The organism is Pseudomonas sp. GLN_2 (assembly GCF_043106005.1).
Classification (GTDB): Bacteria; Pseudomonadota; Gammaproteobacteria; order Pseudomonadales; family Pseudomonadaceae; genus Aquipseudomonas; species Aquipseudomonas alloputida.
The window spans coordinates 47,066-58,584 of sequence record NZ_JBICMC010000087.1 but is presented as its reverse complement, the minus strand read 5'-3'; the positions used below and the strand labels follow the sequence as shown (position 1 = coordinate 58,584).

The window sequence follows — 11,519 nt, the reverse complement described above, 5'->3', positions numbered from 1 at the left end:
GTCTTTGAGATAGAGAGAAAAAAAGTGCCAGCTTTTGCTGGCACGGGGGATCCAATGTAGCGGCTGGGGCCGTAAAAGCAAAGGGCAGCGGACTCATTGCAGTCCCTGTGGGAGCAGGCATGCCCGCGAAGGCCCGCGCAGCAGCCTCAATCTCAAGCCTTTTCGTTGGCCAATTGTGCTGGCGCAAAGTGACAGGTAAAGGTGCTGCCATGCCCCGGTACACTGCTGATTTCCAGCTTGCCGCGGTGGCGCATCAGCACATGCTTGACGATTGCGAGCCCCAGCCCGGTACCGCCGGTATTCGATGCACGGCTGGAGTCTACCCGGTAGAAGCGCTCGGTCAGGCGTGGCAAGTGCTTGGCATCGATGCCCACCCCCGAGTCCTGCACCGACAGGTGTGCGCCCTGGGCATCGGCCCACCAGCGGATGCGGATGCTGCCTTCGTCCTGGGTGTACTTGACTGCATTGAACACCAGATTGGAAAAGGCACTGCGCAATTCCGACTCGCTGCCCTTCAGCTTGACGCCAGGCGCAGCTTCCAGGCTGATGCGCTGGTTGCGCGGCCCGGACAGGGCCTGGGCGTCGTTCTTGATGGCGGCGAGCAGGGCATCGACCGCCACCGGCTGGTTGTCCGATGGGTAATCGGTGGCTTCCAGTTTGGCCAGTAGCAACAAATCGTTGAGCAGGGTTTGCATGCGCGAGCCTTGCTGGCTCATTTGCTGCAGGGCGCGGCTCCACCGCGGGTTCACGTCCTCGACGTTGTCCAGCAGGGTTTCCAGGTAGCCGGTGATTACCGTCAGCGGCGTGCGCAGCTCGTGAGACACGTTGGCGACGAAGTCCTTGCGCATCTGTTCCAGCTGGTGAATACGGGTGACATCGCGCACCAGCATCAGGTGTTCATTGTTGCCGTAGCGGGTGATGTGCAACTGCACACGCATGCGGTCATTGATTGGCGAAGGGATTTCCAGCGGTTCGAGGTAGTTTTCTGCCTCGAAGTACTCTTTGAAGAGCGGATGGCGCACCAGATTGGTCACTTGCTGGCCGCCGTCCTGTGGGGTCTTGAAGCCCAGGAGGGTCTCGGCGGCGCGGTTCCACCATTCCAGGTTGCCGTCGCTGTCGAGCATGATCACCGCGTCACGCAGCGCAGCAGTGGACTCCTGCACCCGGTCGATCACTGCCTGCAGGCGGCCCCGTACGCGCTGGTCGCGGCGTTGCAGGTGGTAGATGCTATCGAATACCTCGCCCCACAGGCCGTAGCCATCGGGCGGTGCTTCGTCGGGTTGGTGATTGCGCAGCCAGTCGTGCAAGCGCAGCAGTTGCTTGAGGGTCCAGCCCAGATAGAGCGCCAGGCCAATGGCCAGGCTCCAGCCATAGTAGCCGCTGACCAGCCCGCCGATCAGGCAGACGGTAATCAGCAACAGCAGATGGCGAATCAGGGTTGCATGCCAGTTCTGGTTCAATTGACGATCCTTGTACAACGATGTGCAGCTTGGCGCTCCAGAGCTCGATCAGCTCTTGGTCGAGAAGCGGTAGCCAGTGCCCCGGACGGTTTGTACCAGATTCTCGTAAGCTTCACCCAGCGCCTTGCGCAGGCGACGGATGTGCACGTCGACGGTACGTTCCTCGACGTAGACGTTGCCGCCCCACACCTGGTCCAGCAATTGGCCTCGGGTGTAGGCACGCTCCTGGTGGGTCATGAAAAACTGCAGCAGGCGGTATTCGGTAGGGCCCATCTCGGCCGGCTTGCCGTCGATGGTCACACGGTGGCTGATCGGGTCGAGCAGCAGGCCGCCGACCTCGATCGGCGCCTCGCTATCGCTCGGACCCGTGCGGCGCAGCACGGCTTTCAGTCGCGCTACCAGTTCACGCGGCGAGAACGGCTTGGTGATGTAGTCGTCGGCGCCCACTTCCAGGCCCTGGATCTTGTTGTCCTCTTCACCCTTGGCGGTGAGCATGATGATCGGGATATCGCCGGTCAGCTCGTCGCGCTTCAGGCGGCGGGCCAGCTCGATGCCGGAGGTGCCCGGCAGCATCCAGTCGAGCAGGATCAGGTCCGGTTTGCGGTCGACGATGATCGCGTGTGCCTGTTGGGAGTTTTCCGCTTCCAGGCAGTCATAGCCGGCCATTTCCAGGGCAACGGCGATCATCTCGCGAATGGGCGCTTCGTCGTCGACGATCAGAATGTTCCTGCCTACCATGCTCAAAACCTCTCCTGGATTCGGTGTCTTGGCCCGCATTAGATAACGGAATTATTGCAGCTGTGTGACAGGGTGTTGGCCGTTCTGGCGACATTCCGTGACTGAACTAGGCTACAGAGGGCCGCTTTAATGGCAACCCGAACTCATTTCCCCCCGAAACAATGGTGAATCCAATGACACGACATACGCTGAGCTGGATGGCCCTTTTCACTGCGTTGGCGCTCCCGGGGGTGGCGTTGGCCCACCATGCCATGGAGAAGGATGGCAAGTGGGTCGATGAGGCCGGCATGACCCTGTACACCTTTGACAAGGATGCGGGTGGCAAGTCGATGTGCAATGGCGAGTGCGCCAAGAACTGGCCACCGTTGATGGTCAAGAAAGAAGACGAAGCACCGAAGGATAAATGGACCCATGTAGAGCGTGACGACGGTTCGATGCAGTGGGCTTACGACGGCAAGCCGCTGTATACCTTCATCAAGGACAAGAAGGCCGGTGACATGACCGGTGACGGCATGAAAGACGTCTGGCACGTTGCCAAGCCTTGAGATAGCCGGGGCCGCTGCGCGGCCCATCGCGACACAAGGCCGCTCCCACATGGTTCGACGTACGCCGATCAATGTGTGGGGCCTTGTATCGCGATGGGCTGCGCAGCAGCCCCAAAATACTCAGCGCAACGCGTAATCCAGTACAACTCCGATAAACACCAGCATCCCCGCCCAGTGGTTGTGCAGAAATGCCTTGAAGCACGATTCCCGGTCCAGCTTGCGCGTTGACCAGTATTCCCAGGCAAAGCACGCCGCCGCACCCAGCAACCCAAGGTGGAACCAGCCACCCAGGTCGAAGCGGCTACCGGCCAGCAACAGGCAGCCCAGCGACAGCAGCTGCAGGGTCAGGATGATGCTGCGATCAGCGTCGCCGAACAGGATCGCAGTGGATTTCACACCAATTTTCAGGTCGTCATCGCGGTCGACCATGGCGTAATAGGTGTCATAACCCACCGTCCACAGCAGGTTGGCGATATACAGCAGCCAGGCGCCGGCCGGCAATTCACCGCCAGCGGCTGTGAAAGCCATGGGAATGCCCCACGAATACGCCGCCCCCAGCACCACCTGCGGGTAGTAGGTGTAGCGCTTCATGAACGGGTAGCAGAATGCCAAGGCCACCGCCCCGAACGACAGCCAGACGGTGCGGCTGTTGGTGCACAGCACCAGCAGGAAACTCACCCCGACCAGAATCGCGAACAGTGTCAGCGCCTCGCGTGGCCGCACCCGGCCGCTGGCCAAGGGGCGGTCTGCGGTCCGCTTGACGTGGCCGTCAACCTTGCGGTCGGCAAAGTCGTTGATGCAGCAGCCGGCCGCGCGCATCAGCACCACACCAAGGCCGAAGATGAGCACATTGGCCAGGGTGGGTGACCCATTGCCGGCAATCCACACTGCCGACAGGGTCGGCCACAACAGCAGGTAGATGCCTATCGGCCGGTCCATGCGGCTGAGCTGGACGAAGTCCCAGGCCCGTGGATGCAGGCGGTTGAGCGACTTGAGCAGTTGCAGGTACATCAGCGGTTTTCCTCCTTGGCCGCTTGCCACAATGCCGGCAGAAACACTTCTGCCACCAGCAGGTCCAGGCCGTTGCGCTCGAAGCGCGAGCGGCGGCCCCAAAGCGCCGCATGTGCAGCTTCGGACGGCAGCCAGGCCTGTGGATAAGTGCACACTTCGAGTGGATGACGGATGAACGCCTGGTCGCAGAACAGCAACTCGCCCAGCGAGCGGCTGCCCAAGGACTCCAGGTCCAGGCCACCACGTTCCAGTGCGCTGCGGCTGGCCACGCTGCGGGCGAAAACCCAAGGTTGGCCATGGCCGCGCAGGTACACTTCGCGCACCCAGCCTTCGGCGCCAGCAGCGATGCCCAGCGCTTGGCATTCGTCATCGCGCAGCGGCTGCCAGCCCTCGAACAGCGGGGTGACGGAAAAGTGATCGATGGACAGACGGGTCAGGCGGCGGGTCAGCGAGCCCTCGTCGAACAGCCAGTCAAGGGTGGGCTGGTCGATGTCGGTCGCCAGCTGTGAATACGGCAGCCACGCGACAGCGGCTGCTTGCGGGGATTCGTACGACACGTCGGTATGCTTTGTTACAGCCAGAGAGGCGGCGAGCTTAGCATGATTGCCCCAACTGCTTGCATACTGCCGGCAGGGCCGCTACAAAGCCCCCACGCATTGCGCGCTGGCCCCATTCGCGGGCAAGCCCGCCCGGCCTGCGCGGTCACTGTAGGCGCGGGCTTGCCCGCCAAGAGGCCATCAGCCGCAACACAAGCCCCAGCCTGAACCGAGGAAATAGATCTGATGAAAAAGTGGCAATGTATTGTCTGTGGCCTGATCTACGACGAAGCCGAAGGCTGGCCCGACGACGGCATCGCCCCCGGCACCCGTTGGGAGGATGTACCTGAGGACTGGCTGTGCCCCGACTGTGGCGTCGGCAAAAGCGACTTTGAAATGATCTCCATCGGTTAATCGAGGAAAGCACGACATGACGTCCCCTGTGGTAATCATCGGTACCGGCCTTGCGGGCTACAACCTGGCCCGTGAATTTCGAAAGCTCGATACGCAGACGCCGCTGTTGCTGATCACCGCCGACGATGGTCGTTCGTACTCCAAGCCGATGCTGTCCATGGGCTTTGCCAAGCAGAAGAACGCCGACGGCCTGTGCATGGCTGAGGCGGGTGCCATGGCCGAGCAATTGAACGCCGAGGTCCGGACCCATACCCGCATCAGCGGCATCGACCCGGGCCACAAGCGGCTGTGGATCGGCGAAGAGGCCGTGGAGTACCGCGATCTGGTGCTGGCCTGGGGGGCGCAGACCGTGCAGGTGCCGATCGAGGGTGATGGCGGCCATCTGGTATTCCCGATCAACGATCTGGAGGACTACGCGCGCTTCCGTGCTGCCGCCGCGGGCAAGCAGCGTGTCCTGATCCTCGGCGCCGGCTTGATCGGCTGCGAATTCGCAAACGACATGAGCCTGGGTGGTTTCAAGGTCGACGTTGTGGCGCCGTGTGAACAGGTCATGCCGACCCTGCTGCACCCGGCCGCTGCGGCGGCTGTACAGGGTGGGCTGGAGGGGCTGGGAGTACGCTTTCACTTGGGGCCGGTGCTGACCCGCCTGCAGCAGGTGACCCAAGGCCTGGAGGCGCACCTGTCGGATGGCAGCGTGATTGCCTGCGACCTGGTGGTTTCGGCCATCGGCCTGCGCCCACGTACCGACCTGGCTGCCGCAGCTGGGCTGCAGACCAATCGAGGTGTAAGCGTAGACCGCGAGCTACGTACATCACACGCCAACATCTTCGCCCTTGGCGACTGTGCCGAAGTCGATGGCATCAACCTGCTGTACGTGATGCCGCTGATGAGCTGTGCCCGGGCGCTGGCGCAAACCCTGGCCGGCAAGCCGACGGCAGTTTCCTACGGGCCGATGCCTATCACCGTGAAAACCCCGGCCTGTCCGCTGGTCGTCTCGCCAGCGCCCCAGGGTTGCGAAGGCACCTGGCAGGTAGAGGGACAGGGCAGTGACCTCAAGGTGCTTTGCCTTGATGCCGACGGCAAGTTGTTGGGCTACGCCCTGACCGGAGCGGCGGTGATGGAGAAGCTGGCGCTGAATCGTCAGTTACCAGCGGTTATGGCGTAAATAGCGGCTGTTCTGTCGGATTTATCCTGTTGTTGCCTGCACAATGGCCGCCCAGATACTGGCGCGGCCCCTGAGCTCGTGCCATTCTCACTCCCGTCTGCCGCAGATTAGAGCCTGCGGTGCCTTGAGCGCTGCTCCCAGAGGCAGCACGGCATAACAACAAGAATTCCGTCAAAGAGGCTTCACTATGCGCAAACCAGAACTCGCCGCCGTCATCGCCGATAAGGCTGATCTGACCAAGGAAAAGGCCAATCAGGTTTTGAACGCGATTCTCGACAGCATCACCGGTGCCCTGGACAAGGACACCGTGACCCTGGTCGGTTTCGGCACCTTCGAAAAACGTCATCGCGGTGCGCGTACCGGCAAGAACCCGCAAACTGGGGAACCGGTCAAGATCAAGGCCAGCAATACCGTGGCCTTCAAGCCTGGCAAGAACCTGCGTGACAGCGTTAACGCCCCCGCCAAGCCAGCCAAGAAAGGCAAGTGATCGCTCCCTGACAACCCCAGTATCGGCCAAGCGGGCGCCCCAAGGCGCCCGTTGTGCTTTCTGCAGGTAAAATGTTTCGAACTTGCATAAATAGTTCTGGAAAAGGATAAACTGCGCGCCTTAGTCACTTTTCATCCGAGGCGCGTTGATGAAGTTCCGCTTTCTTCTCTGGGCCATGGGGCTGTTGATGGCCAGGGCCAGCCGTAATAACCCCGCATTCCAGCAGCAGCTCAAGGGCAAGGACCTGGTGTTCCAGATGCAGACCCTGGACGGCAAGGTCGCCCGACACTTCATCGTCAACAACGAGCGCATCAGCAGCAAGGGCGGCGCGCACCCACAGCCGGCGTTCGCCATTGCCTTCAGGGACGCCGCTTATGGCTTCGCCACCATGCAGGCGGGTAACAAGCAGCTGGCGTTCATGCAGGGGATTCAGGAAAAGCACATCCAGATCAAGGGCAATCCGGCGCTGGTGATGTGGTTCCAAGGGTTGATGAAATACCTGAAACCCAAGAAGAAAGGCTGAAGCCCGACGGGGATGCCCATGCTTTACCTGTGGGAGCGGGCGTGCCCGCGAAACAAGCGACGCGGTGCATGGCAACGGTTTCGCCGGTGTTCGCGGGCATGCCCGCTCCCACAGGCTATGTGCTAATGCTTAATGCGGTGCGTGGAACTGCGAAGCCAGCTCACGCAACAGGTTCTCGGCTTCGAGCACCTTGTTCACCACATCCTCAGCCTTGTCCCGGGTAATGCTCAGGCGTTCCAACAGCTCGTCAGGAATCTCTTCCTGCGGCCCTGAGCCTATACCTCGCGAGCGCAGCAGGCGGGTGGCCAGGCACACCAAGTTGGGGAACGCGAAATATTCGCCGTCGTAGGCTGGGTCGTGCTGAAAGCGCAAGGCAGTCGACAGCTCTTCTGGCATGTCCCACAGCTTCATCAGCCAGGCACCGATCTGTTCGCGGCTGATGCCCAGCAAGTGTTGTTCCACATAGGTGTGGTTCAAATGCGGGTTGACCTCAAGGTGGCGGCAAATCAGCGAAAAATGCGGTGGGAACACGTGCGCCAGCAGCAGGTAGCCAAAGTTGTGCAGTAGCCCGGCCAGGTAAGTCAGCCCGGCCTCGGGGCGTTCTGCGCGCGGCATGGCGCGGGTCAGGCCTTCGATGATCGCGGCGGTGTAGATCGATTGTTGCCAGTAGGGCGTGGCCTGCTGCGGGTGGTCTTTGGGCAGGCTCAAGGTCTTGCCCAGCGCCAGGCCCAAGGCCAGGTTGATCACCAGGTCGAAACCCAGCACACGCACGATGGCGTCTTCCACCGAGCGGATCTTGCCCGGTGATCCATAGTAGGGCGATGCAGCCCAGCTCACCACCTGTGCCGCCAGCGCCGGGTCGGTTTCGACTACGCCGGTGATGTCGTCGATGCTGGCGTTGGGATCTACCCGCAGCTTGATGATCTTCTGCGCGGTGTCGGCGAGCGGTGGAATTTCGATGGTTTCTTCCAGGCGTTTCTGAATGCGTCGGGCAGTGAAGGCCTGGACCGCATCGGTGATTTCCCGGGTGTCGTCATCGGGGCGGTCGAGATTGGGGCTGATCGCTTCGACTTGCTGGCCGAAGCTGCTGGCGCTGGCCTTGGCCAGCATGCGCTTGAAGTGTGCGCGTTCGATTTCCAGCAACAGGCCGGCTTCGCCTGACTGGATAAAGACAGTTTCGGCGTCGAGCAGGCTCTTTTCGTACTGACATGGTGAGCTGGTCAGTGCCGGGATGCCCGGCAGGGCCTTGAGGTGGTGCTTGTCGAGCATCTGCTTCAGGCGCGGCACCGACACCGCGGTCAGCTTGCGCCCGGTCAGCTCGGCCAGGCGGTTGAGGTCCAGCAGGTGGCTCTGCGGGAACAGCACCATGAGGGCGCCGACCTCGTCGTCGAGAAGGACAGCCTGCACCCGCGAAGCCGCAGGCAGGTGCGAGTGTTCGACCACCTGGCGGTAGGGCACGCCGAGCTTGTCGAGCAGCAGCCTGATGACGGAGGGGGCGTGTGGGGTTGCGGTGTCCAGGGCAACTTCAGTCATGGTCCGTATCCACTGTTTCTTTTAAACGCGAAGTATAACCAGCCTGCGAGCAAATCTGGATCCATTCTGGGACTGGCGTCACACTTGGCCATATTGTTGGCCGTGGCGCAGCCAGCGGTCCAGCAGCGGGCTGACGTGTTCCGGCCAGCGTGATACCAAGGCCTGGGCCGCGTCGCGCACGGCCGGCAGCAGGTCGGCGTCGCGCATCAGGTCGGCGACCTTGAACTGCAGCAGACCGGTCTGGCGGGTGCCGAGCATCTCGCCCGGGCCACGCAGTTCAAGGTCTTTTTCGGCGATGATGAAGCCGTCGTTGGTCTCGCGCATGATCCCCAAGCGCTCGCGGCCGATCTGCGACAGCGGCGGGTGGTACAGCAGCACGCAATGGCTCACGGCACTGCCTCGGCCTACCCGGCCGCGCAGCTGGTGCAACTGTGCAAGGCCCAGGCGCTCGGGGTTCTCGATGATCATCAGGCTGGCGTTGGGCACGTCCACGCCCACCTCGATGACCGTGGTGGCGACCAAAAGCTGCAGGTTGCCAGCCTTGAACTCGGCCATGATCTCGGCTTTTTCCGCCGGTTTCATGCGCCCGTGGATCAACCCCACCCTCAGCTCGCCTAGCGCGCTGCCAAGCTCCTCGTAGGTGCTTTCGGCGGCCTGGCAGGTGAGTTCTTCGGACTCTTCGATCAGCGTGCATACCCAATAGGCCTGGCGCCCCTCGGCGCAGGCGGCGCGTACCCGCTCGACCACTTCGAAGCGGCGGCTGTCGGCCACCAGCACGGTGTTCACCGGCGTACGGCCTGGCGGCAATTCGTCGAGCACCGAGGTGTCCAGGTCGGCGTAGGCGCTCATGGCCAGCGTGCGCGGAATAGGTGTGGCGGTCATGATCAACTGGTGCGGGCACAGTTCGCCGGCCACACCCTTCTTGCGCAGGGCCAGGCGCTGCTGCACGCCGAACCGGTGCTGTTCGTCGATGATCGCAAGGGCCAGGTGCTTGAACCTTACCTCTTCCTGGAACAGCGCGTGGGTGCCGACCACCATGGGTGCGCCGTTGGCGATCTGCTCCAGGGAGGCGGCCCGGGCCTTGCCCTTGAGTTTGCCGGCTAGCCAGGCGACTTCGATGCCCAGCGGTTCCAGCCAGCGCTTGAAGGTAATGTAGTGCTGCTCGGCGAGGATCTCGGTGGGTGCCATCAATGCCACCTGGTAGCCAGCCTCCAGCGCCTGCAGCGCCGCCAGTGCAGCGACCACGGTCTTGCCGGCACCCACGTCGCCCTGCACCAGGCGCATCATCGGTTCGTGTTGGCTAAGGTCGTAGGCAATTTCGTTGGCTACCCGCTGCTGCGCGCCGGTCGGCTGGAAGCCCAGGTTAGCCAGGTATTGCGCCTGCAGGCGCGTGGCCTTGGGCAGTACCGGCGCACGCAGGCTGCGCAGGCTTTCGCGCAGGCGTTGCTGGGACAGCTGATGGGTCAGCAACTCTTCGAAGGCCAGGCGGTGTTGAGCCCAGTGCTGGCCTTCGGCGAGCTCGTCGAGGTCAGCGTCGGCCGGCGGGTTGTGCAGGTAACGGATGGCTTCGTCCAAGGGTGCCAGCTGGTAGTCCCGGGCAAGTTCGTCAGGCAGCCAGTCGGGCAGGCTACGCGGGCCAAGCAGCGCAAGGCTCTGCTGGCACAACAGGCGCAGGCGTTGCTGGGTAAGGCCTTCGGTGGACGGGTAGATCGGCGTCAGGGTCTGCTCCACCGGTGGTGGTGGCTCGTTGCCGTTCAGCGCACGGTACTCCGGGTGGTAGATTTCCAGGCCCGAAGCGCCGGGGCGGGCTTCTCCGTAGCAGCGCAGGTGGGTGCCCCGCTTCAGGCCCTCCTTCTGCGCGTTGCTGAAGTGGTAGAAGCGCAATGTCAGCACACCGCTGCCGTCGCCCAGGCGCACCACCAGGCTGCGGCGCTTGCCCATGGTCACATCGGCACCACTGACCACACCCTCGATAACCGCATCCTGGCCGGGACGCAGTTGGCCGATTGGCACCACGCGCGTACGGTCCTGGTAGCGCAGGGGCAGGTGGAACAACACGTCCTGCAGGTTTTCCAGGCCGACCTTGGCGAGTTTCTCCGCCATCGCCTCGCCCACGCCTTTCAGTACTGTGACCGGGACCTTCGACAACTCACTCATGACTCAGGCCGGTTGTTCCGCAGGGTTTTTGGCGACCGAGCACAGGCGGATCGAATCGGCGAGGATCTCGATGGCCTTTGGCCGCGGGAAGCTGGCGCGCCAGGCGATGGCGACCGTGCGGAACGGTGCCGGTGCCGTCAGCGGGCGCACTTCGATGACGCCGGGGGCATAGTGATGGCTGTGCACTGCCGACAGCGGCAGGATCGATACGCCAAGGCCGGAAGCCACCATGTGACGGATGGTTTCCAGCGAGCTGGACTCAACCGTGGTATGCCTTGAGCCTTCACCCCCCTTGTTCAGGGTAGGGCAGGCTTCCAGTACCTGGTCACGGAAGCAGTGGCCCTCACCAAGCAGCAGCAGGCTCTTGTCGTTGAGCATGGCGGTGTCGATGGTCTTCTTCGCCGTCCATGGGTGGTCGGCAGGCATCAGGGCGCAGAACGGTTCGTCGTATAGCGGTAGCGTCAGCACGTCGGCTTCGTTGAACGGCAGGGCGATGATCACCGCGTCCAGTTCACCATTGCGCAGCTTTTCGCGCAGTACGTGGGTGAAGTTTTCTTCGATGTACAGCGGCATTTGCGGCGCTACGCGGTGCAGCTGCGGGATCAGGTGCGGGAACAGGTAGGGGCCGACGGTGTAGATAGCGCCAACCTTGAGCGGAGCGGTCAGCTGATTTTTGCCGGCCTGGGCCAGCTCGCGAATGCCTTGGGCCTGCTCCAGTACCTTCTGCGCTTGGGCGACGATGTTTTCGCCGACCGGGGTCAGACGTACTGCGCTTTTGCTGCGCTCGAAGATCAGAACGCCAAGCTCGTCCTCGAGCTTCTTCACACCGACCGACAGGGTGGGTTGGCTCACATGACAGCGCTCGGCAGCATGGCCGAAGTGCTGTTCCTGGGCGAGTGTGACGATGTAGCGTAATTCTGTGAGGGTCATAACGTGCGTCCATGAAGTTG

General features: G+C 62.5%; 12 protein-coding genes. 5 read left to right on the top strand and 7 right to left on the bottom strand.

The window, feature by feature from the left end; all coding sequences use genetic code 11:
- Positions 1 to 152: 152 nt before the first annotated feature.
- Together phoR and phoB are read right to left on the bottom strand one after the other, a co-directional pair.
- A complete protein-coding gene (gene phoR, locus ACF8Q6_RS21200; protein ID WP_003253338.1) occupies positions 153 to 1,460 on the bottom strand; it encodes a phosphate regulon sensor histidine kinase PhoR in 1,308 nt (435 codons plus the stop codon).
- A gap of 48 nt (positions 1,461 to 1,508) precedes the next feature.
- Positions 1,509 to 2,198 (bottom strand): phosphate regulon transcriptional regulator PhoB, encoded by a 690-nt coding sequence (gene phoB, locus ACF8Q6_RS21195; protein ID WP_003253341.1) that lies wholly within the window; start codon positions 2,196 to 2,198, stop codon positions 1,509 to 1,511.
- 173 nt (positions 2,199 to 2,371) lie between these two features.
- On the opposite strand from phoB, the gene ACF8Q6_RS21190 reads away from it, so the two are divergent.
- Positions 2,372 to 2,743, top strand: coding sequence for a hypothetical protein (locus ACF8Q6_RS21190; RefSeq protein ID WP_012054113.1), 372 nt, complete (start codon positions 2,372 to 2,374; stop codon positions 2,741 to 2,743).
- A 120-nt stretch (positions 2,744 to 2,863) separates the two neighbouring features.
- Here ACF8Q6_RS21190 and ubiA read toward each other — a convergent pair whose 3' ends face one another.
- Positions 2,864 to 3,754 (bottom strand): 4-hydroxybenzoate octaprenyltransferase, encoded by an 891-nt coding sequence (ubiA, locus tag ACF8Q6_RS21185; protein WP_004575206.1) that lies wholly within the window; start codon positions 3,752 to 3,754, stop codon positions 2,864 to 2,866.
- Entirely contained in the window at positions 3,754 to 4,311 is a 558-nt protein-coding gene (locus tag ACF8Q6_RS21180) for a chorismate lyase (RefSeq protein ID WP_012054112.1), read from the bottom strand. The genes ubiA and ACF8Q6_RS21180 overlap by 1 nt, the downstream gene beginning before the upstream one ends.
- 225 nt (positions 4,312 to 4,536) lie before the next feature.
- Here ACF8Q6_RS21180 and ACF8Q6_RS21175 point away from each other — a divergent pair, with 225 nt between their 5' ends.
- The 4 genes from ACF8Q6_RS21175 to ACF8Q6_RS21160 all read left to right on the top strand — a co-directional run bounded on the left by ACF8Q6_RS21175 (position 4,537) and on the right by ACF8Q6_RS21160 (position 6,879).
- The gene (locus ACF8Q6_RS21175; protein ID WP_003253349.1) at positions 4,537 to 4,704 is read left to right on the top strand and encodes a rubredoxin; all 168 of its coding nucleotides are present in this window, start codon (positions 4,537 to 4,539) and stop codon (positions 4,702 to 4,704) included.
- 16 nt (positions 4,705 to 4,720) lie between these two features.
- Positions 4,721 to 5,869 carry an NAD(P)/FAD-dependent oxidoreductase gene (locus ACF8Q6_RS21170; protein ID WP_392492005.1) on the top strand — a complete coding sequence of 383 codons (1,149 nt, stop codon included), beginning with the start codon at positions 4,721 to 4,723 and terminating at the stop codon, positions 5,867 to 5,869.
- Positions 5,870 to 6,056: 187 nt separating this feature from the next.
- Complete coding sequence (locus ACF8Q6_RS21165; protein ID WP_003253355.1) at positions 6,057 to 6,356, top strand: HU family DNA-binding protein; 300 nt, start codon at positions 6,057 to 6,059, stop codon at positions 6,354 to 6,356.
- A 148-nt stretch (positions 6,357 to 6,504) separates the two neighbouring features.
- The gene (locus tag ACF8Q6_RS21160; protein ID WP_161773576.1) at positions 6,505 to 6,879 is read left to right on the top strand and encodes a helicase; all 375 of its coding nucleotides are present in this window, start codon (positions 6,505 to 6,507) and stop codon (positions 6,877 to 6,879) included.
- Positions 6,880 to 7,008: 129 nt separating this feature from the next.
- On the opposite strand, the gene ACF8Q6_RS21155 is transcribed toward ACF8Q6_RS21160, so the two are convergent.
- The 3 genes from ACF8Q6_RS21155 to ACF8Q6_RS21145 all read right to left on the bottom strand — a co-directional run bounded on the left by ACF8Q6_RS21155 (position 7,009) and on the right by ACF8Q6_RS21145 (position 11,499).
- Positions 7,009 to 8,412 (bottom strand): aminoacyl-tRNA deacylase and HDOD domain-containing protein, encoded by a 1,404-nt coding sequence (locus ACF8Q6_RS21155; RefSeq protein WP_012054109.1) that lies wholly within the window; start codon positions 8,410 to 8,412, stop codon positions 7,009 to 7,011.
- 78 nt (positions 8,413 to 8,490) lie between these two features.
- Positions 8,491 to 10,569, bottom strand: a complete 2,079-nt coding sequence (gene recG / locus ACF8Q6_RS21150) for an ATP-dependent DNA helicase RecG (protein ID WP_014861179.1) — start codon at positions 10,567 to 10,569, stop codon at positions 8,491 to 8,493.
- A 3-nt stretch (positions 10,570 to 10,572) separates the two neighbouring features.
- Entirely contained in the window at positions 10,573 to 11,499 is a 927-nt protein-coding gene (locus tag ACF8Q6_RS21145; protein ID WP_003253362.1) for a hydrogen peroxide-inducible genes activator, read from the bottom strand.
- Positions 11,500 to 11,519: the final 20 nt, after the last annotated feature.

Coding starts and splice junctions, on each gene's coding strand:
- ACF8Q6_RS21160 (WP_161773576.1), top strand. CDS start 6,505: ATGAAGTTCCGCTTTCTTCTCTGGGCCATGGGGCTGTTGATGGCCAGG.
- recG (WP_014861179.1), bottom strand. CDS start 10,569: ATGAGTGAGTTGTCGAAGGTCCCGGTCACAGTACTGAAAGGCGTGGGC.
- ACF8Q6_RS21155 (WP_012054109.1), bottom strand. CDS start 8,412: ATGACTGAAGTTGCCCTGGACACCGCAACCCCACACGCCCCCTCCGTC.
- ACF8Q6_RS21170 (WP_392492005.1), top strand. CDS start 4,721: ATGACGTCCCCTGTGGTAATCATCGGTACCGGCCTTGCGGGCTACAAC.
- ACF8Q6_RS21190 (WP_012054113.1), top strand. CDS start 2,372: ATGACACGACATACGCTGAGCTGGATGGCCCTTTTCACTGCGTTGGCG.
- phoB (WP_003253341.1), bottom strand. CDS start 2,198: ATGGTAGGCAGGAACATTCTGATCGTCGACGACGAAGCGCCCATTCGC.
- ACF8Q6_RS21175 (WP_003253349.1), top strand. CDS start 4,537: ATGAAAAAGTGGCAATGTATTGTCTGTGGCCTGATCTACGACGAAGCC.
- ACF8Q6_RS21145 (WP_003253362.1), bottom strand. CDS start 11,499: ATGACCCTCACAGAATTACGCTACATCGTCACACTCGCCCAGGAACAG.
- ubiA (WP_004575206.1), bottom strand. CDS start 3,754: ATGTACCTGCAACTGCTCAAGTCGCTCAACCGCCTGCATCCACGGGCC.
- ACF8Q6_RS21165 (WP_003253355.1), top strand. CDS start 6,057: ATGCGCAAACCAGAACTCGCCGCCGTCATCGCCGATAAGGCTGATCTG.